General features: G+C 61.8%; 19 protein-coding genes. 2 read left to right on the top strand and 17 right to left on the bottom strand.

Annotated features, from left to right (window positions below):
* The 11 genes from NLN62_RS36515 to NLN62_RS36465 form a co-directional block, all read right to left on the bottom strand.
* Complete coding sequence (locus NLN62_RS36515; protein ID WP_254112004.1) at positions 1–1158, bottom strand: acyl-CoA dehydrogenase family protein; 1158 nt, start codon at positions 1156–1158, stop codon at positions 1–3.
* Positions 1158–1934 carry an enoyl-CoA hydratase/isomerase family protein gene (locus tag NLN62_RS36510; protein WP_254112003.1) on the bottom strand — a complete coding sequence of 259 codons (777 nt, stop codon included), beginning with the start codon at positions 1932–1934 and terminating at the stop codon, positions 1158–1160. The genes NLN62_RS36515 and NLN62_RS36510 overlap by 1 nt, the downstream gene beginning before the upstream one ends.
* Positions 1934–3064, bottom strand: a complete 1131-nt coding sequence (locus tag NLN62_RS36505) for an acyl-CoA dehydrogenase family protein (protein WP_254112002.1) — start codon at positions 3062–3064, stop codon at positions 1934–1936. Before NLN62_RS36505 ends, NLN62_RS36510 begins: the two co-directional genes overlap by 1 nt.
* Before the next feature lie 33 nt (positions 3065–3097).
* Positions 3098–4729, bottom strand: coding sequence for a 3-(methylthio)propionyl-CoA ligase (locus NLN62_RS36500; RefSeq protein WP_254112001.1), 1632 nt, complete (start codon positions 4727–4729; stop codon positions 3098–3100).
* 360 nt (positions 4730–5089) lie between these two features.
* Positions 5090–6088 (bottom strand): FAD:protein FMN transferase, encoded by a 999-nt coding sequence (locus NLN62_RS36495; protein WP_027524165.1) that lies wholly within the window; start codon positions 6086–6088, stop codon positions 5090–5092.
* Positions 6089–6099: 11 nt separating this feature from the next.
* Positions 6100–6651 carry a nitrous oxide reductase accessory protein NosL gene (locus NLN62_RS36490; RefSeq protein ID WP_254112000.1) on the bottom strand — a complete coding sequence of 184 codons (552 nt, stop codon included), beginning with the start codon at positions 6649–6651 and terminating at the stop codon, positions 6100–6102.
* On the bottom strand, positions 6648–7475 hold the full coding sequence (locus NLN62_RS36485) for an ABC transporter permease subunit (RefSeq protein ID WP_254111999.1): 828 nt from the start codon (positions 7473–7475) through the stop codon (positions 6648–6650). Before NLN62_RS36485 ends, NLN62_RS36490 begins: the two co-directional genes overlap by 4 nt.
* Positions 7472–8383 carry an ABC transporter ATP-binding protein gene (locus NLN62_RS36480; protein ID WP_254111998.1) on the bottom strand — a complete coding sequence of 304 codons (912 nt, stop codon included), beginning with the start codon at positions 8381–8383 and terminating at the stop codon, positions 7472–7474. The genes NLN62_RS36485 and NLN62_RS36480 overlap by 4 nt, the downstream gene beginning before the upstream one ends.
* Positions 8380–9738 carry a nitrous oxide reductase family maturation protein NosD gene (locus NLN62_RS36475; RefSeq protein WP_254111997.1) on the bottom strand — a complete coding sequence of 453 codons (1359 nt, stop codon included), beginning with the start codon at positions 9736–9738 and terminating at the stop codon, positions 8380–8382. Before NLN62_RS36475 ends, NLN62_RS36480 begins: the two co-directional genes overlap by 4 nt.
* 14 nt (positions 9739–9752) lie before the next feature.
* Positions 9753–11702, bottom strand: a complete 1950-nt coding sequence (nosZ, locus tag NLN62_RS36470; protein ID WP_254111996.1) for a TAT-dependent nitrous-oxide reductase — start codon at positions 11700–11702, stop codon at positions 9753–9755.
* Positions 11703–11718: 16 nt separating this feature from the next.
* On the bottom strand, positions 11719–14019 hold the full coding sequence (locus tag NLN62_RS36465) for a 4Fe-4S binding protein (protein WP_371933065.1): 2301 nt from the start codon (positions 14017–14019) through the stop codon (positions 11719–11721).
* A gap of 139 nt (positions 14020–14158) precedes the next feature.
* Here NLN62_RS36465 and NLN62_RS36460 point away from each other — a divergent pair, with 139 nt between their 5' ends.
* A complete protein-coding gene (locus NLN62_RS36460; RefSeq protein WP_254111995.1) occupies positions 14159–15040 on the top strand; it encodes a hypothetical protein in 882 nt (293 codons plus the stop codon).
* 41 nt (positions 15041–15081) lie between these two features.
* Positions 15082–15381 (top strand): DUF2249 domain-containing protein, encoded by a 300-nt coding sequence (locus NLN62_RS36455; RefSeq protein WP_371933064.1) that lies wholly within the window; start codon positions 15082–15084, stop codon positions 15379–15381.
* Positions 15382–15480: 99 nt separating this feature from the next.
* Here NLN62_RS36455 and phaC read toward each other — a convergent pair whose 3' ends face one another.
* The 6 genes from phaC to NLN62_RS36425 form a co-directional block, all read right to left on the bottom strand.
* The gene (gene phaC, locus NLN62_RS36450) at positions 15481–17196 is read right to left on the bottom strand and encodes a class I poly(R)-hydroxyalkanoic acid synthase (protein ID WP_027524156.1); all 1716 of its coding nucleotides are present in this window, start codon (positions 17194–17196) and stop codon (positions 15481–15483) included.
* Between the two features lie 257 nt (positions 17197–17453).
* The gene (locus tag NLN62_RS36445; protein WP_254111994.1) at positions 17454–18035 is read right to left on the bottom strand and encodes a histidine phosphatase family protein; all 582 of its coding nucleotides are present in this window, start codon (positions 18033–18035) and stop codon (positions 17454–17456) included.
* A gap of 3 nt (positions 18036–18038) precedes the next feature.
* Positions 18039–19130, bottom strand: a complete 1092-nt coding sequence (locus tag NLN62_RS36440) for an ABC transporter ATP-binding protein (RefSeq protein WP_254111993.1) — start codon at positions 19128–19130, stop codon at positions 18039–18041.
* Positions 19131–19139: 9 nt separating this feature from the next.
* Complete coding sequence (locus tag NLN62_RS36435) at positions 19140–19973, bottom strand: carbohydrate ABC transporter permease (RefSeq protein ID WP_027524153.1); 834 nt, start codon at positions 19971–19973, stop codon at positions 19140–19142.
* A 9-nt stretch (positions 19974–19982) separates the two neighbouring features.
* Positions 19983–20900, bottom strand: a complete 918-nt coding sequence (locus NLN62_RS36430) for a carbohydrate ABC transporter permease (RefSeq protein WP_027524152.1) — start codon at positions 20898–20900, stop codon at positions 19983–19985.
* Between the two features lie 175 nt (positions 20901–21075).
* Positions 21076–22338 carry an ABC transporter substrate-binding protein gene (locus tag NLN62_RS36425; protein WP_254111992.1) on the bottom strand — a complete coding sequence of 421 codons (1263 nt, stop codon included), beginning with the start codon at positions 22336–22338 and terminating at the stop codon, positions 21076–21078.
* Position 22339 lies beyond the last annotated feature (1 nt).

Here is a 22339-nt window from a genome sequence, read left to right as displayed (position 1 = left end):
TCAACCGGGAAGCCGCAGCACGGCCTTGGCGAGGATGTTGCGTTGAATCTCGTTGGAGCCGCCGAAAATCGCGGGCGAACGCGAGTCGAGAAAGAGATTCATCGCATCGATCTCGACATCCCCCGCGGCGAGATCGTCAGCAAGCCGCGCCTCTTCGCCGGCGACCGCGAGCATTTCCTCGGTGATCCGCTGGTAGAGCTCGGTCGTGAAGATCTTGAGAGCAGAGACACCGGCACCGAGTTCGCCGCCGGCGCGCAGGACCTTCGCATAGCGCTCGAAGGCGGATCCGAGATCGTAGAGATCGAGCCGCAGGCGGGCGAAGCGCGACATGAACGCGGGATCTTCGAACGCACCACGTGCATCCGCAAGCCGTCGCAGGCGCTCGAGTGCATATTCCGGGCGCGTCGGCGCCCCCAGAAAGATGCGTTCGTGGCCAAGTACCGACTTTGCGACGGTCCAGCCTTCATTGATCTTGCCGACCAGGTTCTTCAGCGGCACACGCACATTGTCGAAGAAGACCTCGCAAAAGTCGGCCTCGCCACGCAAGTTTGCAATCGGCCGGACCCGAACGCCGGGCGAGGTCAGGTCGAGCAACAGGACGGTGATACCCTTCTGGCGCACCTTGGCGTCACGTTCGGTACGAACGAGGACGAAGATCCAGTTGGCGCAATGGGCCAGCGTCGTCCATATCTTTTGTCCGTTGACCACGAACTCGTCGCCATCCAGCACTGCTGATGTCTGCAGGCTTGCGAGATCGGATCCCGCATTGGGTTCCGAATAGCCCTGACACCAGACGTGCTCGCCGGACAGGATCCGCGGCAGATAATGAGCCTTCTGCTCTTCGGAGCCGTACTCGATGAGGAGTGGACCGACTAGCCCGATGCCATGGTCCGGAATGCGCGGACAGCCGAGGCGACCCCATTCCTCGACATAGATCATGTGCTTGGCCGCAGAGAGACCCATGCCGCCGTACTGCCGCGGCCAGGTAGGCGCCAGCCAGCCCTTGGCGGCCAGCGCATGATACCACACGGCGACTTCGTTGAAGAGCGGACGCTGCTTGCGCATGTAGCGCAGATGGCTCGGGCAGTTCTGGTCGACCCACGTGCGAAAGATCGACCTGAACTCCTCGTCGGGAATGTCGTTCCAGTCCGACGCCATCAAAGCACGTCCTTGAAGACGGGCGTGCGCTTCTCCATGAAGGCCCGCATCGCCTCCTTGGAATCCTCGTGCTGCGTCATCTCCACCGTGAGGTTCTGCTCGAAACGATAGCCGTCCTTCAGGCCCATCGTTTCGACCGTATTGATCGCGCGCTTGGCGAGCTTCAGCGCCATCGGGCTCTTCTTTGCGATCTCGGCGGCCATCTTGAGGGCGGCGGGCATCAGCTCTTCCCGAGGCAGGCAGTCCTCGATGATGCCGCGACGATAGAGCTCGGCCGCTGGCACCCGGTAGCCGGTCAGTACCATGCGGCGCGCCAGCGTATGCGGAATGATGCGCATCGTATGCCGCACCCCGCCCATCAAGCCGACGTCGATTTCCGGCAGGCCGAACACCGCGTTCTCGGACGCCAGGATGATGTCCGAACAGAGCGCGAGGCCGAGGCCAGCGCCCAGCGCGGGACCGTTTACCGCGGCGATCACCGGCTTGTTGGATTCGATGATGCAGAACCCAACCTCGCGTGCCCGCCGCAGATGGCGATAGGTGTCGCCCGGAACAGCCCCGACCTTGCCGCGCGACTTGATGTCGGCGCCGGCCGAAAAGATCTTTCCGGCGCCGGTCAATACTATCACCCGTATCGTCGGGGTCTCGTTCAATTCGTCGAAGACCGCGATGAACTCCTCGACGAACTCCTTGGATTGCGCGTTAACCGGCGGCGCATCCATCGTCACGACCGCAATGTGATCCTTGATCTCGGTCTTGATCAGATTGTTATCCATTAGGTCCTCCCGCGGCGATAGCCGCTTTCGCGTTCGACAAACTCCAGGCGCAGTTGTTCAGGCTGTCCCAGCATGGCATTGAGATTGATGGCGCGCTTCAGGTAGAGGCCGATGTCGCATTCGTCGGTGTAACCCATGGCGCCATGAAGATGCACCGCGCGACGGCAGATCGAGAATGCTGCTTCGCCCGCCCGCGCTTTGGCCGCCAACACGGCTAGCTCCGCCGTATCGACATCGTCCGCTTGCAGCGAATCGACCGCGTTGACCACGGCGGCCGCGGCAAACTCCGCTTCGATCCACATGTCGACCAGGCGGTGCTGGATGGCCTGGAAGCTGCCGATCGGCTTGCCGAACTGCACCCGGTCGCTTGTATAGGCGATCGTGAGCTCGAGCGCTTTCGAGGCGAGGCCGGTCAGCTCGGCCGCGAGCGCCAGTCGCGTATGCAGGATCGCCTGGCGGAGCAGCTCCTCGGAGCGGTTCGCGCGCGACAGCACGCGATCCGCCGGCACTGCGCAATCGGAAAATGAGATGGTCGCAAGCGCACTTCCGTCAACCCCGACCCGTTCCGATATCGTCACCCCATCCGCATCGGCGGCGACGCTCAGGAGCACGACACCGTCGGCATCCTGGGCAACCACAAGGAAATCCGTTGCTGCACGTGCCGCATCGACGAAGCGTGTTTCGCCTGAAAGCGCGCTGCTGCCATTGACGCTGCGTGCGACAACCGGCTTCGCACCAGACGTCCAGGCCGGCACTGCGACCATCTCGCCGCTGGCCACTCCGGCTGCCAGGCGGCTCCGCTCGGCGCCCGGCGAAGCACCGCCAAGCAGCGTCGCGGCAAAGACCGAGGCCGTGCCGGTCGGCTCGGCGATCAACGCGCGGCCCAGCGCCTCACTGAGGACAGCCTGCTCGCGCAATCCGAGACCCACGCCGCCGCATTCTTCCGGCAGCAACAGCCCGATCCAGCCGGCTTCCGCCATTGCGGACCAGATCAGCGGATCCATGGTCCCGCCGCGCCCGCGTCTCTCGCGCATGGCCTTTGCACCTGGAAAACGCGCAGCAAAGCCGGTGACGCTATCACGAAGCATCACGAGAGTACCGTCGGGATCGTCCAGCATCAGTTCGGGCATGGTCTCTGCTTTTCGGTGACGCCAGCGCCGACGTCAGGTCGGCAATGCATGATCTTTGAATAGTTCGCGCAGCCTGGTCTTCTGCAGCTTTCCGGTCGCGGTGTGCGGCAACTCGTTCACGAAGACGACATCGTCGGGCAACCACCATTTCGCGACCCGGCCGGACATGTAGTCCAGGATATCCTCGCGTGCAGGATCGGTGTCAGGTTTGCGGACCACGACCAGAAGCGGCCGCTCCTGCCACTTCGGATGCGGCAATCCGATGACCGCCGCCTCCTGCACGGCCGGATGGGCGACCGCGACATTCTCGAGGTCGATCGAAGATATCCACTCGCCGCCGGATTTGATCACATCTTTAGAGCGATCCGTGATCTGGATGTAACCGTCGGTGTCGATGGCGGCGACGTCTCCCGTCGCAAACCAGCCCTCCGCATCCAGCACCGCCCCGCCCTCTCCCTTGAAATAGCCTGAGGCGACCCAGGGCCCCCGCACCATCAGGTTTCCGGCGCTTGTGCCGTCATGCGGCAGCGGTGTTCCATCTTCGCCCACAATCCTAGGCTCGACGCCATAGATCGCGCGCCCCTGCTTGCATTGAACAGACACCTGGTCGGCAACCGGCAGATCACGATGGACCGGCAGAAGATTCCCGATGGAGCCGAGCGGGCTCGTTTCGCTCATGCCCCAGGCATGGATGACGAAGGCGCCGAAGATACTGCGGAATTTCTCGATAATGCTGCGTGGCGCAGCGGATCCGCCGACGACCACGCGGTCGAGCTTGATCGCCGAGAGATTGAGCGCGGGATTTTCCTCGATGTACTTGAAGAGGCCGAGCCAAACGGTCGGTACGCCGAGCGAGAAGTTACAGCTTTCCTGTGCCGCCAGTTCGAAGATGCTCTTGCCGTCCAGGGCAGGACCGGGCAGCACGACCTTGGCCCCACACATCGCTGCCGCGTAGGGAATCCCCCAAGCATTCACGTGAAACAGCGGGACAACGAGAAGAACGCTGTCACCGCTGGACAACTTGAGACCATCATTCGCGCAGGCGACAAACGAATGCAGGATGGTCGAGCGGTGACTGTAAAGCACCCCCTTGGGGTTGCCGGTCGTGCCGGATGTATAGCAGAGCGACGACGCCGTTCGCTCGTCAAACACCGGCCAGATCAGGATGTCGTCTTCCGCCTCGACGAGCGTCTCATAGCAGAGACAGCCGGGAAGCTGGGCCGGGAGGTGTGCGCTGTCCGTCATCGCCACCAGATGCTCGACGGTGGCAAGATTCGGCCGCAGCTTCTGAACGAGATCGGCGAAGGTGATGTCGAACAGCAGCACCCGATTTTCGGCGTGGTTGATGATGTAGTCGATCTGCTCGGGAAACAGGCGCGGATTGACGGTGTGCAGCACCGCGCCGATGCCGGATACAGCGAAGTAGAGCTCCATGTGACGATGGGTGTTCCAGGCGAGCGTCGCGACGCGATCGCCCGGCCCGACGCCCAGTTTGATCAGCGCCTTTGCGAGCTTTGCCGCGCGCGACCGCAAGGCAGCATAATTGCTGCGATGGATCGTCCCCTCGCAGGTCTTGCTGACGATCTCCGCCCTGGGATGGAAACGCGCCGCATGCTCGATCAGACTCGAGATCAGTAACGACCGGTCCTGCATCAATCCGAGCACCGAGCTTCCTCCGTAACCCCAGCTGCGGGCGGCCTTTGTTTGATCTTGCCGTCCTCTCCCGGACATTTCTTGGTGGAGGTGCGCACTGTCAAACGAAACGATCCGCGCAAAGGCGAATTTCACATCCTTGAAAATGCGCGGGGCGACGATCGCATCGTCTTCGCTCAGAGTGATCCCTGCGCCATCATGGCGCGGGCTACATCGTGGGAAGCAGGGAACGCCAGGATGAGCGCGCTATTTGGCCGTTGACGGATCGGAGGGCTCCGACTCCATCTCGATAGCCCGTATCGTCATTTCACCGATGTGCCAGTACAGCGCGGATGCGTCAAAAGGGCTCCGACCGCTACCTGAAACGATATCTCACGCGCCACATACGGTCAGACGACCGTCCGCATCGATCAGACGCGCCTGGACGTTCGGACGGCTGGCGACGATATCCAGAATTCGAGGAATGGCCATCAGGCTAAACGCGGTCGAGAGAGCGTCTGCTTCGGTTGCGCTCGGCGCGACCACGCTGACCGTTTGATAGAGGGATGGACTGCAGCCCGTTTTTGGATCGAAGAGGTGCGTAAAGCGACCGGCGGCGTCGAAACGGAATCCAGCGCCGGCCGTTGTCGCGACGGCGCGGTCGACGAGATCGATCGTCTCAGTGAGCGCGCCTGGCCTGTCCGGATCCGCAAGACCGACACGCCACGGCGCGCCCTCGGGTCGCGCCCCGATTGCGCGTATCTCTCCCATGTTGACCAGCGTCGTCGAGAAGCCCGCCTTTCGCAGCTTGTCGACGACCTTGTCGGTCGCGAACCCCTGCGCAATGCCGTTCAGAGTAACCGCTGCGCCACGATGTGTCAGGGCAATGCGATCCGGCCTCACCAGCAGTCCGCGGCAACCGACCCTGGTCAGAACTTCGGCGAGCTTCTCCTGCGGCGGGCCATTCGGATCGGGACGCTCCGCTGAGAAATGGTCGGCATAGAGTCGCCACAATGGCTGAACGGTCGGATCGAATGCCCCGCCGGTCAGGTCGGCAAAGGCGAGCGAGGCCTCCAGCAGAGCCACCATGTCCGGGTCCGGAGCAACGAGAATTCCCGTGCGGTTGAGCGTGCAGATCGCGGAGTCCAGGCGGTACAAGCTGAATTGCTGCTCCAGCCTGCGCACGTCGAGAAGACAACTGCCGATCAATCGCTCGGCCTCGGCGCGGTCGGGATGATATATCTCCATCGAGACCTGCGCGCCGAGCGCCGAACCATGCCAGCGCACAGCCTCCTGCGCCCGAGCGATATGTGAGCCGCCCGCGAGAGCTGAACCGAGCGCCGTCGCGGTGATTGCAATCATCCGTCGCCGCGAGAGAGTTGGATTGCGCATCATCGAGCTCCTCAGTTGAGCCTGACATCGCCACGATCGTGTTCGGCAGCCCCGCTTGCCGTATCACCACCTAGCACATAGGCGCCTGGAATTTCCGCAAGTGTCACCACTCGCCCGCCATTATCGGCCGCAAACCCATCGGCCGCAGCCCGATTGCTGAACGGGACCGCTTCCGCGGCACCCATGCCGCCCTGCTTCCGGCTTTCGATCACGAAAAATGCCTTCCGTGCGTCGATCCAGTTGGTGGCGCCGGGATCCTCCCAACTCGTGGCGCGGGCCATGTCCGAGACGTAGATCGCCCGGATGTCCCGCGGCTGATCCGGCATCAATGTGAATGCCACGGTATCCCGGACAGAGGTGAACCAAAATGGATCGATCCGGCTCGCCGTGATGATCTGCCCTTTGGGTCCGGGATGCTCCGTCAAGTTCATGCCGCAAAAGACGCCCATCGCATCGCGGGTCAGCGGCAACGGCGGCGGCATGTTGGTGTTGCCCGTGTCCGGATTACAGCCAACGAGAAGCAACGCCGCGATGATGATCGCACCGACGGATCTTGGGGTCATAGTTCCCTCCGTGCGAAGAAGGTCGTCGCAAGCCCGAGCGGCGCCACGATCCAGACCAACAGCCCGAGCAATAGCGCAGCAATGCCTGTGGTCGCCGTTCCCGACAGCCCGGCCATGCCGGAAAACTGGCTCACGTTGAAGCCGGTGAGATTCGCCAGACGGTAAAGATCAGTGGGATTGAGAAACAGGAGCCATTCGAGGACCGTTGCCGAGATGATCTGTCCCTGGTCGATCACCAAGATCCCAAGCAACGCCATATCGAACACCAACACCATCAAAAGCCAGATTCCAACCGACAGGCCTGCCGCGGTGCCGCGATCGCGGACCAGACTGCTGATCAGGAATCCGACCGCCACGAATACAGCCCCAAGCATGATCGACGTCCCAAGCATGGAAGCGAAAGCGTACCAGCTCGCCGCCAGTACAGAGGCGCCGGTGATCGCGAGCGCAGCGGCGGCCGCGCCATAACCGAGAATCGTCGCGAAGGCGAGGATCAGGACATGACCGCAGAATTTGCCGAAGATGACCTGGCTGCGACCTACCGGGTAGCTTAGCAGCAGGATCATCGTGCCCCGCTCCATTTCACCGACCACTGCATCGTGCGAGATCAGAAGTGCGATCAGCGGCAACAGAAAGATCGTCAGACTGGACAGGCTGACAACCACCACATCGAGGGCGCCGGCACCCACATTGCCCGTGGGAGCGCTGCCGAGGAATGTCAGTGACAAGGCAAGAGCGGCCAGCAGTAGCGTCGTCGCCAACACCCAACGGTTCCGCAGGCCTTCCTGGATCTCCTTGAAGGCGATGATTGCGACTGTCCTCACGCGGCCTTCTCCTGCGTGTTGAGGAAGTGTGCGTAGAGATCGTCGAGGGTCGGCGCCGCAATTTCGATATTCTTGACACGGGGATCGCTCGCAGCCGCGCGCAACAGATCCATTTTCCCTTTCTCGTCAGCCACCAGAATGGTCCTGCGGCCTGCGGCCGAAAAGGTTTCGTCCGCGATCGGGGCGGCAATCGCGTCATCGGCGCCGGCCACCAGATCGAGCGAGACCCGGATCGGCAACTGCGAGAGCGAGCGCAACTCCGCCAACGTGCCTTGTGCGACCAGCCGGCCCCGATTCATGATCAGGACGTGCTCCGCGCGATCTTCGAGTTCGTTTAGCGCGTGGGACGAGATCAGGACGGTGGCGCCCCCGTCACGCAATTCGTTCAGAATCTCGTAAAATGTCTGCCGCAGCGCCGGATCGAGCCCCGTGGTCGGCTCGTCCAGCAACAGCACGCGTGGTTGCCCGAGCAACGCCTGGGCCAGACCCAATCGCTGCCGCATGCCCTTGGAATAGGTCCCGACGCGGCGATCGGCAGCATCGCTCAATCCGACGCGGTCGAGCAGCGCCCATGCCGAGACCGGCTTGATCCGCTTCAGGCGCGCATAGAACGTCAGCGTCTCGCGCCCCGTAAGCGCCGCGTTGAATGCGACATTCTCGGGCAGATAGCCGAGCAGTCGGCGTGCCGAGAATTCGCCCGCCGCCGGGTCCTGCCCCATCACGCGAATTTCGCCGCGGTTTGCGTGGATCAACCCCAGCATCAATTTGATAAGCGTGGTCTTGCCGGCGCCGTTGTGGCCGACCAGTGCGCTCAGCCGGCCGGGCACAAGAGAGAACGAGACGTCGCGCAGCGCGCGCACGGCGCGATAGTTCTTGTCGACACCGGTGACGGACACGGTCGCGGTCATCTGGGACTCCAGTCGGGCGAGGGCTTCGGCGGCGGCGCGACCAGCGGATGGCTGTCGACGACACCGCCAGGATAGAGCGCCGGAAACTGCGCCTGCGCCCAGCGCAAGACCTGTACCGCCGGACTGTTGATCAAGACCTTGGCGGACGGCGCCGTCCACAGCACGCGGTCGACCAGATCGTTGGGCCGATAAGCGGTGTCGGCAATGCCGTCACCGTTCAGGTCGAACGCCGGGTTGTCGCTCCAGTAATTGCCGCGGCCACCTTTCGACCAGTCGAGATCGCGGGTGCCGACATATTTTACCTGGTTGCGGTTGCCGACGAATGCGTTGCCGGAAATTTCGTTGCCTTCCGAGCCGGCGGTGAAGTGAACGCCGATACCGCAACGTTCGAACCAGTTGTTGCGAAACTTGTTGTGGTTGGTGTTGTAGATGAAAACGCATTTTTCCGGCCCGCTGCGGACGTCCCGCGTTGGCCGTATGTCGGGCACCATCTCCTTCTCGTCGTCCGCCCCTTGGCGGCTGACCGCGACCTCGTCGAGCGATCCGCCAACGACCCGGTTGCCGTCGATCTCGGCGTAATTGGCGTAATTGAACAGTATCCCGTAGTCCCGGTCGCGATCGGAGATGTTGTTGCGGATCAGCAGCCGGTTCGAATACATGATGGCATAGCCGACAGTATTGCGCACGGAACGGTTGCCGCTGACCTCGCTGTCGTTGGTGTACATGTAGTGGACTGCGAAGCGCACCTGTTCGAAACGGTTGTTGATGAAGCGGTCCTTGCGGCTGCTGATCGTGAAGATGCCGTCTCGGCCATATCGGAAGGTATTTTCCGCAATGGTGACGTCGGGCGCGTTCCAGAGCGACACGCCGTTTCCGCTCTCGCTGCGGCGTCCCTCGCGCAATCCTTCGATAACGTTGCGTTCGACGCGGGAGCCCGCTGCACCATGAACGTAGATGCCGAACAGATTTCCTTCCAGGCGGTTGCCCTCGATCACTGCACGCTCGGCGGTCTTCTCGAGAAAGATCCCTGAATTCATGGCCTGGAGATCGCGGCCGGATTCCCTGATCGTGATGCCGCGGATCGTGACCTCTGGCGCTACCACGGTAACGACATTGCCGGACCCGCCGCCACTGAGCACGGCACCGGGTCCCCCGGTCAAAACGAGGCGACGGTCAATCCTGATCCCGCCTTTGTAGACGCCGGGCGCCAACTTGACGACGTCGCCTTCCTGCGCACGGTCCAGCACCACCTGAAGCGGCTCATCCGCGACAGCTCTCAGCTCCGCCGCAGCAGCGGAACCAAAGACCCCGGCGGCGAGAATCGCCGCCGGAATAATTCGTCGAAGGAGACTCACGTGATGTCCTCGCTTCAGACCATCTTCGGCTCGACGAACATGCGGCCCTTCATCTCCATGTGCATGGCATGACAGAACCATGAGCAATAGTACCAGTAGACGCCGGGCTTATCCGCCGCGAACGTCACCGAGGCCGTCGCCATCGGCGCAACCTCCATCTGGATACCGTAGTTCACGATGCAGAAGCCGTGGGTCAGATCCTCCACCGCGTCGATGTTGGTGACGTACACGGTCACCTCGTCGCCCTGTTTGACCTGGAATGTCTCCAGGCCGAACGCCGGCGCGGTCGACGTCATGTAGACGCGAACCTTGTTGCCGTCGCGGATGACCTTGGAGTCGGCTTCGAGATTGATCCCGTCGGCCTTCGCCTGCTTCACCGCGTCGGCGAACATCGGGTCGGCCCTGTCCCAGATCGAGATGGGATTGATCTTGGAACGATGGACGATCGTTGCATCGTGCGGCTCGGCGAAGCTCGGACCGTCGTGGACGAGAACCATCTTGTCGCCCGATATGTCGATCAGCTGATCGTTCTCCGGCTTCAGCGGACCGACATTGAGGAAGCGGTCCTTGGAGAACTTGTTCAGTGAAATCAGCCACTTTCCGTCGGCCTCCTTGGTCTGGCCCATGGAAGAGTGGTTGTGACCGGGTTGATAGTGAACGTCGAGCTTCTGGATGATGGGATCGACCTTCTCGCCCTTGAAGGCGCGCTTTGCGAGCTCGATGTTCCACTTGCAGACCTGGCTGTCGAGGAACAGCGTCGTGTAGGCGTTGCCCCTGCCGTCATAGGCCGTATGCAGCGGCCCGAGGCCGAGTTCGGGTTCGGCCACGACCACGTCGCGCGGCTTGATCTTGTCGTCGAACAACTGGTCGAACAGCCGGACATCCATCACCGTGACGGTCGGCGCCAGCTTTCCGGCTGCGACGATATGGATGCCGTCCGGCGCGGTGTTCAAGCCATGCGGATTGTTCGAGACCGGGACATAGCGCGTGTAGGGCGAGCCCTTGCGGCCGTCGAGTACCGGCACGCCGTTCATCTCCTTGAAGTCGCCCTTCTTGACGCCCTCTTCGATCCGCTTGAGGTTGAAGATCACGACCCAATCCTGCTCGTTGGCCGTCATCTCGGCGAGGGTGACGCCCTCTTCCGAATTGTAGCAGGTCGAGACCGCGTATTTGCCCTGGTAGTCGGCATCGACGTTGTCGAGATTGCCGTCGACGATCACCTGCCACGCCACCTTCATAGTATCGCTGTCCAGCGCTGTGAAGATCGAGTGATATTCCTTCGGCTTATCGAGCACCTTGCCGTCGTTCGGCAGCGGCACGCCATCCTCGCCGTTGCAGAACACGTATCCGGTGCGGGGATATTTTTGCAGTCGCAGACCGTGGACCGTATGCTGGTTGGGCAACTCGATGATCTTGTCGCACTTCATGACGTCGAGGCGGACGCGCGCGACCCGGCTATTGGCCTTGTCGTTCATGAACGCATATCGGCCGTCATAGGTGCCGTCGGTGAACGTGATGTGCGGGTGATGCAGGTCGCCGTTCATGAACGTGCCGCCGCGGTTTTTGAGCAGTTCGCGCGTGGCCGGCTGCATCCCTTCGGTCAACACCTTCAGGCTTTCATTGGTCTGTCCCCATCCCGTGGCGCTGCAGCGGTTGAAGACGGGAACGCGCATCAGCTCGCGCATCGAGGGCAGACCGATGATGCGCATTTCGCCGGACTGGCCGCTGGAGAAGAACACGTAGTATTCGTCGAGCTCGCCCGGCGCCACCTCGGTCTTCTGCACGGCCGGGCGCGCCGCCGGCGCCTTTGGTGCCGCAGTGGTCTGCGCGTCGGCAGGTGCAACGAGGCCGCGGCCGTCACTCGACAGGCCGACGCCGCCCGCGATACCTACGCCGGCGGCCGCAGCCGAGGTCCCCAACAAAGTGCGTCGACTGACGGATTTTCCAGTTTCGTTCTCACTCATGCTAGCCTCCTGGTTTTCAAGTTGGTGGCGGGGTGACGGCTTCCGCGCGCGGCAGCGCAACCGGTTTGCCGCCCGCGGTAATGATCGTGCTCGGGCCTTTGCCGCCGCTGCGCATTGACGGAGACGACATCGCTTCACGTTTCTCGCGCTTCAGCCGCACCTGGATCATGTGCGGGCAGCGGTGGTCGTCGAAGTAGAGCTCCTGGCAATGCATGCAATAGATGCATTCATTGACATTGATGTGCCCTTCGGGATGAATTGCCTGCACGGGGCATTCGATGGCGCAGCGCTGGCAGGGCGAGCCGCATTCAGGCCAGCGGCGCAGCCATTCGAACATGCGGATGCGGCCTGGAATCGCTAGTGCCGCGCCAAGTGGGCACATGTAGCGGCAGAAAAAACGCTCGACGAACAATCCCGCCGATAGAAGTGTTAGCGCGTAGATGACGAACGGCCATTCGCGCGCGAACTTCAGAATGATCGCCGTCTTGAAGGGCTCGACTTCCGCAAGCTGCTCGGCAAATGCCGTCGAGTACAACGACATCCCGAACAGACCGAGGAAGATGATATATTTGAGCGGCCACAGCCGCTCATGAAGCCCCCATGGCAATCGATATTGCGGAATCTTCACCGCCTGCGCCACGTTGTTGAGCAGTTCCTGCAACGCGCCGAACGGGCAGAGCCAGCCACAGAACGGACCGCGTCCCCAGAACAGAAGCCCGGCGGCGATCGAGCACCACAGCAGGAAGATCAGCGGCGCGGAGAGGAAGTATTCCCAGCTGAACCCGGTCAATAGTGAATTGGCGAACGTCAGCACGTTGACGACCGACAACTGGGCATTCGCGTACCAGCCGAGCCACACCAGGATGAACGCGAGGTAGGCGCGTCGCACCCAGGTGTAGACCTGCGGGCGGCGCACCAGTTGGTTCTGAAAAAAGAAGATCAAGGTGAGCGCGCCAAGCGCGAGGACCGTGGTGCCGATCTTGACGATGTTGCCCCGCCAGATCTTCAGCCACAGTGGCTCGTCTTCGCCTGCGAGCGGTGGCGCAGCATCGCGCCGTTCTGCCATCGATGCAGCCGTTTTGTCGGGCGTTTTTGCCGGCGCAGCGGCCGGCAGTTGCGCCACCGGCTCGCGCTTCACGTAGACATCAGGCAGCCTATATTCCAGCTCGAAGGTCACCCATGCCTTTTCGCGCGCGCCCACGACGCGCTGCACGAGCAGTTGCAGCGTCCACGGTTCGGTCGGCTCGAAATTGAACTCGGCCGGTACGACGAACAGGGCAATCTCAGGAAAGTCGGGTGCGCCTTCGGCTTCGAGGCTCCCCAACCGGGTGTGGTCGCGATCGCGAAAGCGGATGCTGTTGGTCTCCTGGATCAACTCGATCCGATCGAAGATCCCGCCGCGAACGTAAGCTGCTCCCTTGAAGGAATAGCGGCCCGAACCTGCAACGACGATAGCCTGCTGGCCAGGCTTGAGCCGCGCAGTCAGGCGATCGTATCCGTCGTTGCCGAGCAAGCTGCGGCCGATGGTCGGCACCGCGACGTCGGCCACATACAGATCGATGAAGGTGTCGCCGGGCTCCCCCTCTTCCGGGCGGGCCGCTGCAGCCGCGTTGCCTGATTTCTCGAATGCCTGATTGACTTCGGCAAGGGAGATGGTCAGGCGGCGAACGGAGCCGTCACCAACCAGGCTTTGCCAATCGCGGATCGCGCTCTTGCCGGGATCAATCTCTTTGGTAGCTTGAGGCGCGGCTCCGGTCGGCGCATTGCCCTGGGCACCGAGACGACCGCTCTTGATGAGCTTGGTCGCGGACCTGACGACGCTGTCTCCCATCACCAGAACGGTGACCGTCGCGCCACTGACAATATCGACCTGCGGCGCGGGTGCCACTCCGCGCACAACGGGGTCCATGTCAGTACCAATCAGCCTATTGACGGCTTCAAGGATGCGTTTTTCCGGAATACCCACCAGAACGATGGGCTCCTTATGTTCGACCAGCCTGAGGCCGGTGAGTACGCCCTTCGTACTGATTCCGATCAAAAGCTGAATCGGCTTGCCGGAGTAGCCGGTTGCGTTGGCGAAGTCCGAATTCAGATAGACGAACCCGAGAAGCTGGTCATCCTTATATGCAGGTGCAATCGCCGGATCGCCTTGCAGCGATCCGAACCTGTTTGCACCCGGAACCAGTTCGCCCGGCTCCGCCTTCGGCAGATACTCGCTCAATCTGCCAGCCGCATAGATCGGACAGCCGGAGCCCACCCAGCCGAGAATGGCCAGAACCAACCCCAGGTACAGACGGATGCCGAAGAGTTTTCGCAAGGGCGCCGCTTTCAGTTAGCAGAACGCCGTTGTTCTGAATCCCGCTCCTTGTAACAGCGCGACCAGGCTTGCCTTTGCGCTATCTCAAACTAATGCGATGCGGATCAGGCCAAGCTCCGCAAACTGATTGGAACCCAAGATGCGCAGCGAACCCCTGTTGGCAGCAGAGCCGACCGCTCCCGTCCGCAACGTCGGCGAACTCTATGCGATTGCATCCACGCAGGCCCAACGGGCCGCGCTGCGATATGGCAAGCTTGCGGCAGCCGGCGACGAGACCTTCGAGCCCGTCCGCTGCGTGTTTGAAGCATTGAGCGAGCGGGAGCGGCAGCGCGCTGAAGCAATCGAAGCAGCCTGCATCGCGGCTATCGGACGCGCGCCGGCTCAGGCCGATCTCCGCTGGATGCCGATGGACCTGGTTCCCACGGAAGAGCTGTCCGATCTCAAAAATTCCCTTCTCTCGACCGCCTATGGCGCATGGGCTCTCGCCGTCCGGCACCGCGAACGCGCTTTCATATTTTGGACTTATGTTGCCGCACGCGCTGAACTCGCAATCGTACGTGCGGCCGCTGAGAGAATGGCCTGCGAGGCGCTGCACGATGGTAATCTTCTACGCCGTGAACGCCGATTGGCCTGGCGGGCCGAGCGAAGTGAGGCCCATGCGGGAGACGCGCCCGCAGCCACCGAGCTGTCCTCGGCAGCGCTACTTGAAAGCCTTCTTTTCAAAGACATCTTCCGATGGTCGCAGGAAGCGCCCGCGGCGCAACGACGGCACCTCCTGTCCCTCATCGGAGACGGTTCACAAGGTCCGGTCCCCGAGACAAACGACACGCTGCCGCACCCTGAAGCACTCGACGAGGTCAAGCGTCGCGCGCTTCGACGCGCGGAGCAATTGTCTTCGATCTATCTGGATGAGGCCGACAAAGCCGTCGACCAGTCCCGGCTGGAACTGGCTCAGCAGCTCGCGGCCCGGTCCATCGCTCGGCTGGCAGACCTTCGGACCATCGCATCTCACACTGGATGATGGATCGCCAACGTCTTCGACGTTTGCGCTCCGACAAAGACATGATCGCAATCCCGTCCGATGCTGGGATTATGGAACAACAGAACATCGTCGATCACCGGTCTGAAGAAATGACGATTGATGTCCGCGCGATCCCCCGGCCGACGCGCCATCCGTTGATCTTCGATACGTTTGATCAATTGGACTTAGGAGAGTACTTCTGTGTCGTGAGTGACCACGACCCGCGGCCGTTGCACTACCTGTTCGATGTCAGGTACCCAGGCGCCTTCACGTGGGATTATGTCGAGAAAGGCCCGGATGTCTGGCGTGTCTGCGTCGGCCGTGCTGCCCAGGCTGAATGAGTCACTACAGCTTGGATTGATACGAAGCCAAGCGCGTGGACGCGCGGCACGTTTCACGTCCGCTTTGCGCCGGAAGCTGCCTTCCAAGTGATTGTTCCGTCAGCGTGCTTTCTCTTTCACGTACCGTCCCGGCGCAGCTTCACCCGGAGGATAGAGGTTGCTGCCGAGTTGCGTGCGCGCTGCCAGCTTGTCTTCCGTCCATGGCTCCAGCCAGGCGATCCAGTCATTCCACCAGCTGCCGGGCTTCTCCTCCGCACCGGCGAGCCACGCTGCTGGATCTTCATCCCGACTGGCTGACACCCAATAGCTTCGCTTGTTCTTCGATGCGGGATTGATCACCCCGGCAATATGCCCGCTCGCGCCAAGGACAAAACGAATGTCGCCGCTGAACAGGCCTGTGGTTCGATATGCGGATCGCCATGGCACGATGTGATCTTCCATCGTCGCGAGGACGTAGGCAGGCAGATCGACCCGGCCCAGATCGATGGGCGTGTCGCACATCGTCAGCCTGTTCGGCTCCCGGAGGTTGTTCTCCAGGTACATGTTCCTGATGTACCAGCAGTACATCGGGCCGGGCAGATTGGTGACGTCCGCATTCCAGAACAGGAGATCGAAGCGTTCGGGCGGCTTTCCCTTGAGATAGTGATTGACCACATTCGGCCAGATGAGCTCCTTCGAACGCAGCGTCTGGAACACGAACCCGAGCTCGGCGCCCCGATAGATACCGCCCCTCCCGATCGTCTGCTCGCGCAGACACACACTCTGCTCGTCCACGAATACGCCAAGGTCGCCGGGCTCACGAAAGTCGAGCATCGTCGTCAGCAACGTCACGCTCGCGACCGATTCGTCGCCTCGGCTGCGCAGGAGCGCGAGCGCTGAGGACAGGATAGTGCCCCCGACGCACCAGCCGACAACGTTGATCTTGTCGACGCCCGAAATCGATCGGGCGACTTCGATCGCGCGTATTGCGCCGTGCTCGATATAGTCGTCCCACCCAAGATGCCCGCATGACGCATCGGGATTGCGCCAGGAGACCATGAAGACGGTCTGGCCGCGCTCGATCGCAAAGCGAACGAACGAGTTCGCCGGCTGAAGATCGAGGATATAGAACTTGTTGATGCAGGGCGGGACGATCAGCAACGGCCGGGCAGCCACCTGCTGGGTTGTCGGTTCATACTGGATCAGCTGAAAGAGCTCATTCTCGAACACGACCGCGCCCCTGGATGTCGCGACGTCCTTTCCGACTTCGAATGCGCCTTCGTCCGTGATCGTGAGGTTTCCCTTGCCGAGATCGGCCACCAGATTGTCCAGGCCGGCCTTCAGGCTCTGACCTTCCGTTTCTGTCGCGATCTTGATGGCGTCGGGATTGGTGGCGACAAAATTGGTCGGGCTCATTGCCTCGACGAGCTGGCGCGTGAAGAAGCGCAGGCGATGCTTCTCCTTCTCCTCCAGATCGAGAGCTTCCACGAAGTCGACGCAATAGCGCGCGTTCAGCAGATAGCATTGCTTCAGCAGGCTATAGTGTGAATTGTCGCGCCATTCCGTACCATTGAACCTCCGGTCCCCGCGCGCAGGCTCGACCGCTGGTTCAGCCTGCGCGCCCGCGCTCGTCTTGAGCGCATGTTCCGCGAGCGCATAGAGGCGCCTCAGATGGTCCGCCTGGAGTTCGACAAGACGTCCCGTCGAATCCATCACCGAACCGGCCTCCGTATGGCCGCCGGTGGCCGACGTGGACGCAAGAGACCGCCAGAAGCTCGCGCCCGCCTTCACGAAGGCATCAACGAACTCGTCAGGCATGTTGAACGGCCGGTTCATATCACCCTCACTCGAACGAAATATAGTGCGTTGTTCGTTTCCTGCTCCGGGCCGCTTCTGTCTGGCAGCCTTCCCGGTCACCGCGTGACGTCAAAGGATGCCACACCGCTGTCCAATCGTCACGATCCCGCGTGGATAATCGAACCTTCCGTGATCCCGTCCAAGTTCACCGGGAGACGCTTGATATTGTCGTACAAGGGGCGCTTCGGGGCGTCCAAAAACGGCCACTTGCGATCGAGATCCGCCCCACGGCGAGATCAGAGGTCTTCGAGGCGACGCCAGGAATGTCGCACACGGCGAGCCTCTCTGCTGAACGCAAAATAGTAACCGCCGCCGCCGCCGGGCTGGTCATGCGTTCGATCAATCGCAAAGCCCGAATAATGGCAATACAGCAGAGTGCCGACACCACCGTGCCCGACAAAGAGCACATCGCCCGGTTTTTCCCGAGCCAAGACGTGTTCGACCTCGCGTACGATGCGCAACTGGGCATCAACCGCGCGCTCCCAGCCCCGAACGCTGATTTGGGGCTGCGCAAAAAACTGATCGGCCACCCCCTGAAATTCGTCAGGCATCAGGAATCCGGTTGCGGATCGATCATTCTCATGCATCGCTTCCCGCACCTCTACCTCGAGGCTCAGCTTCGCGGCGATGATCTCGGCCGTCTCGATCGCCTTCCGCTCGCCACTGGAGATGATCTGCGTGGTGCGCGAGAGCTGCCGCGTGCCCGCGACTGCGTGGGTGCGAGCCCTCCCGATCTCACTCAGGCGCCAGGACGGGACCGGGATCGCCGGATCAATGTCCACCTGGGGATGGGTGAGATAGCGTACGAGGCTCGTCATGAGCTAGGCATCATTCTGCGTCGTGACCCGCAGGCCCACGGCATCGAAAACGTGCACGTCCCGAGCTGCGGCGATGAGCGTAGCCCGCTCGCCGGGTATCGGGGTCTGCCTGCCGCGCACCTCGGCAACGAACAGCCTGTCGTCGGCACGGCGCACATAGGCAAAGGAAGCTTCGCCGAGCCGTTCGACCAGTTCGACGACGCCTTCCACGGCGAAGGGACCGTCTTCCCCTCGGCCGAGATGCTCCGGACGGACACCGACCGTCAGCGAGTCGCCGACCTTCAATGATGTCGCCGGTAGATCGAAGCTGCGAAAGCCGGGTCCCGAGATGCGTGCGCATCCGCCCTCGACGCTGCCAACCTTCGCTTCGAAAAAATTCATCGCAGGCGAGCCGATGAAGCCGGCAACGAACAGATTGGCCGGCGCGTAGTAGAGATCGAGCGGCCTGCCGACCTGCTCAATGCAGCCCTTGTTCATCACGACGATCCGGTCGGCCAGTGTCATCGCCTCGACCTGGTCGTGCGTGACATAGACGATCGTCGACTTCAGCATTCGATGCAGATTCGCGATCTCGACGCGTGTCGAGACGCGCAAGGCCGCATCGAGATTGGAGAGCGGCTCGTCAAACAGGAAAACGGCAGGCTCGCGCACGATCGCACGACCAATCGCAACGCGCTGACGCTGACCGCCGGAGAGATCGCGCGGATAGCGCTCGAGCAATTCGTCGAGCCGCAGCATGCGGGCAGCCTCCGCGACGCGCCGGTCGCGCTCGGCCGGCGGCACCCCCGTGAATTTCAACCCGAACGTCATGTTCTTGCGCACGTTCATATGCGGATAGAGCGCGTAGGACTGGAACACCATCGCGATGCCGCGCTCGGCGGGCGCGAGCGTGTTGACAAGCTTGCCGGCGATTTGAATGTCGCCACCCGACGCACCGTCGAGCCCGGCAATCATCCGCAGAAGCGTCGACTTGCCGCACCCTGACGGCCCGACGAGAACGACGAATTCGCCGTCCTCGATGTCCAGGTTGACGTCGTTGAGCACGGTCGTCGCGCCATAACGCTTGTTGAGGTGCTCGATGCGCAGATTGGCCATTCTGACAACCTATTTGACTGCGCCGGAGGTGAGGCCTGCGATGAGTTGGCGCGAGAGGATCACGTAGATCAAGACGACCGGCAGGATCGCCATCGACAGCGCGGCGAGCACGGAATTCCAGTCGGTGATGTACTGGCCAAGAAACTGCTGCACGCCGAGCGTGACCGTATGCGTCGAATCGCTCGACGTCAGGATCAATGGAAACCAGAGATCGTTCCAGATCGGCACGATGGTGAAGACAGCGACGGTCGCGATCGCCGGGCGCAGCAGCGGCGCGACCACCTCGAAGAAGATGCGGGTTTCCGGCACACCGTCGCAGCGCGCGGCATCGCGCAGGTCTTTGGGGATCTGCTGGATGAACTCGCTCAATATGAAGATCGACATCGGCAGGCCTTGCGCGACGTAGACGAGAACCAGGGCCGTCAGCGTGTCGTTGAGGCCAGCCGAGCGCATCATGTTGAGGATCGCGACGGAGCCAAGCCGGATCGGCACCATGATGCCGATCGACAGAAACAGTGCGAGCGCCGTCGAACCACGAAAGCGGTATTCGGTCAGCGCCCAGGCCGCCATCGCGCCAAACAGCAGCACGAGCGCCATGCTGACGAGGGTCACGATCAGCGAATTCGAATAGTAGGTCAGGATATGGGAGGAGCGAAAAACCTTCTCATAGCCGACGAGGCTGAAGGTTGTGGCATCCGGCAGCGCGAGCGGGCTGCCGAAGATGGCGCTGCGCACCTTGAACGAATTCATCACGACGAGCAGGATCGGACCTACCGCCAGCACGCTGTAGGCGATCAGGACGAGATGGACACTGAGGCTTTTCGCGCGCTGCTCCGCCGTCATGCCCGCCCCTCAGAAAGCGTAACGGCGGACGCGCCGCTGCACGAGGAAGAGATAGAGACAGAGGCCGAGGAGGATGATGAAGAACATCACGGTCGCGACCGCAGAGCCCATCGTCGGATTTCCGAGTTGGAGCTGATTGCCGAAGAAGGTGCGGTAGAAAAACGTGCCGAGAATGTCGGTCGCGAAATTCGGCCCCGCAAGCGCGCCCTTGACCGAATAGATCAGATCGAAAGCGTTGAAGTTGGCGACGAAGGTCAGGACCGAGACCAGGCTAATCGTCGGCAGGACGAGCGGAAGCTTGATGTGGAAGAAGATGCGGAAATGCCCGAGCCCGTCGACGCGCGCCGCGTCGATGAGTTCTTCGGGGATGTTGAGCAGCGCGGCATAGATCAGCATCATCGGGATGCCGACGAATTGCCAAACGGAAATGAGGGACAGGGTTACGAGCGCGCTCGATTCGAGACCCAGCCAGGGAGCGAACAGTGAGCCCAACCCGACGGCCTTCAAGGCGCCGGAAGCAACGCCCCAGAGCGGGGAAAGGATCAGATTCCAGGAGAATCCGACGATGACAACCGAAAGCATCGTCGGCAGAAACATGACGGTGCGGTAAAAGCCCTTGAGCCTCAAGCCCGGCAGGCTCAGCAATCCTGCGAGCGCAATACCGATCGGATTCTGCACGCACATGTGCACGGCAAAGAAGATCAGATTGTTGCCGAAGGCATTCCAGAACGGCTTCGACCACAGCGCGTCGCCGAGCAGCGTTTCGAAGTTGGCGAGCCCGACGAAATACCGCGCTCCCGATGGATCGCTCGTGTAGGTCGAGAGCGCCATCGTCGCGACGAGCGGATAGATCGAGAACAGGGTGTAGATCGCGACCGCCGGTCCGAGAAAGAACAGCAGAAGGCCCGCGAGTTTTGCGCGAGGCATCTGGGCGGTGATGTTCGAGACCGATTCGGGCATGACGGAAAGAGATCAAACCTAAAGTGAGTTATCGTCCCTCTCCGCGCTTGAGGCTCGCGCCATGGGTTAGCGGAGTGTGCAGCAACTATCGAATAAAACAAGGAAGTCCCTCTCCCCGCGAGAGCGGGGAGAGGGACTGGCGTCATTTAGCGGGCTTGTACCACTTGTCGAGGCCGTCCTGCAGTTGCTTGCCGGCGGCATCAGGCGTCAGCTTGCCGTTGACGACCTGCGCCGACACGTTCCAAAGCTCGTTTTCGAGATTCGGCGTACCGCGCGACAGGATCTGGTACGAGTTGCGGATCGTCGACTTGCAGTTCTGGCGCCATCCGACCATCGTCGCCGCGACGTCGTCCTCGACCTTCACTGGCGTCTTGGCGAGGGAGAAGAAGCCGGGAAGGGAGTTGGCGTAGATCGTCGCGAATTCCGGCGTCGTCAGCCATTCCAGAAACTTCTTGGCATCTTCCTTGTTCTTCGACGCAGCGTTGACGCCCATCGCGATGTCGGTGTGATCGGAGATATAGCAATCCGCCGTGCCAGCCGGCTGCGGCGGCGGGAACGCACCCATGGCAAATTTCGCCTGGCCGCGGAACGTCGAGATATCCCACGAGCCAGCCGCATAGATCGCGCCCTTGCCGAGCGAGAACAGGTTCTGACTGTCTGCGTAGGTCTGCGCCTGGAAACCCGATCCGAGATACGGCGCCCAGCTGGCGATTTCCTTGAACGCTGCGACGTATTGCGGGTCGGTGAGCTTCTCTTTGCCGGCAATCAGATTGGCGCGACCGGTCTCGCCTTTCCAATAGTCGGGGCCGATGTTCTGGAAGCCCATGGTCGCGGCCTCCCACTGGTCAGCCGTGCCCATCACCAACGGGACGTAGGTCCCGTCCTTCTTGAATTTCTCAAGTACGGCGTGGAATTCCTCGAGCGTCTTCGGCTCGGACACGCCGACCTTGGCGAAAGCTTCCTTGTTGTAGATGAACCCGGCGATGACGGAAGCGATTGGGACGCAGAAGGTGGTTTTGCCGTCGTCGGTTTGCCATGCGGCCTTTGCGACATCAGAGAAATTGTCCATGCCCTTGAGGCCGTCCACCGCGTCGAGCTGATGCTTCTGATAAAGCGCGAGCGAGGCATCGAACGGACGGCACGTAATGAGGTCGCCGGCAGTACCACCATCGAGCCGCGCGTTGAGGGCGGCGTTGTATTCCTTGGGCGCCGAGGGCGCGAATTCGACCTTGATGTCGGGATAATGCTTGTTGAAGGCGGGAATGATCTTCGAATTCCAGATGTCGGCGTCGTCATTGCGCCAGCTCTCGATCTTCAACGAGCCTGCCTGGGCCGACGCAAGCCCCGCAAGCAACGCCAACGCGGCAACCTCAGCTCCCATTGCAGCCTTGAATGTCCGTCTCATG

It is taken from the genome of Bradyrhizobium sp. CCGUVB23 (genome assembly GCF_024199885.1).
Taxonomy (GTDB): domain Bacteria; phylum Pseudomonadota; class Alphaproteobacteria; order Rhizobiales; family Xanthobacteraceae; genus Bradyrhizobium.
Note: the sequence above shows the minus strand (reverse complement) of the source record. Positions and strands in the feature narration are given on the sequence as shown.

Excerpts from the sequence above, each read along its gene's own strand:
- NLN62_RS36515 (WP_254112004.1), bottom strand. The coding sequence starts at position 1,158 with ATGGCGTCGGACTGGAACGACATTCCCGACGAGGAGTTCAGGTCGATC.
- NLN62_RS36510 (WP_254112003.1), bottom strand. The coding sequence starts at position 1,934 with ATGGATAACAATCTGATCAAGACCGAGATCAAGGATCACATTGCGGTC.
- NLN62_RS36505 (WP_254112002.1), bottom strand. The coding sequence starts at position 3,064 with ATGCCCGAACTGATGCTGGACGATCCCGACGGTACTCTCGTGATGCTT.
- NLN62_RS36495 (WP_027524165.1), bottom strand. The coding sequence starts at position 6,088 with ATGCGCAATCCAACTCTCTCGCGGCGACGGATGATTGCAATCACCGCG.
- NLN62_RS36490 (WP_254112000.1), bottom strand. The coding sequence starts at position 6,651 with ATGACCCCAAGATCCGTCGGTGCGATCATCATCGCGGCGTTGCTTCTC.
- NLN62_RS36480 (WP_254111998.1), bottom strand. The coding sequence starts at position 8,383 with ATGACCGCGACCGTGTCCGTCACCGGTGTCGACAAGAACTATCGCGCC.
- nosZ (WP_254111996.1), bottom strand. The coding sequence starts at position 11,702 with ATGAGTGAGAACGAAACTGGAAAATCCGTCAGTCGACGCACTTTGTTG.
- NLN62_RS36460 (WP_254111995.1), top strand. The coding sequence starts at position 14,159 with ATGCGCAGCGAACCCCTGTTGGCAGCAGAGCCGACCGCTCCCGTCCGC.
- NLN62_RS36455 (WP_371933064.1), top strand. The coding sequence starts at position 15,082 with ATGATCGCAATCCCGTCCGATGCTGGGATTATGGAACAACAGAACATC.
- phaC (WP_027524156.1), bottom strand. The coding sequence starts at position 17,196 with ATGAACCGGCCGTTCAACATGCCTGACGAGTTCGTTGATGCCTTCGTG.
- NLN62_RS36445 (WP_254111994.1), bottom strand. The coding sequence starts at position 18,035 with ATGACGAGCCTCGTACGCTATCTCACCCATCCCCAGGTGGACATTGAT.
- NLN62_RS36440 (WP_254111993.1), bottom strand. The coding sequence starts at position 19,130 with ATGGCCAATCTGCGCATCGAGCACCTCAACAAGCGTTATGGCGCGACG.
- NLN62_RS36435 (WP_027524153.1), bottom strand. The coding sequence starts at position 19,973 with ATGACGGCGGAGCAGCGCGCGAAAAGCCTCAGTGTCCATCTCGTCCTG.
- NLN62_RS36430 (WP_027524152.1), bottom strand. The coding sequence starts at position 20,900 with ATGCCTCGCGCAAAACTCGCGGGCCTTCTGCTGTTCTTTCTCGGACCG.
- NLN62_RS36425 (WP_254111992.1), bottom strand. The coding sequence starts at position 22,338 with ATGAGACGGACATTCAAGGCTGCAATGGGAGCTGAGGTTGCCGCGTTG.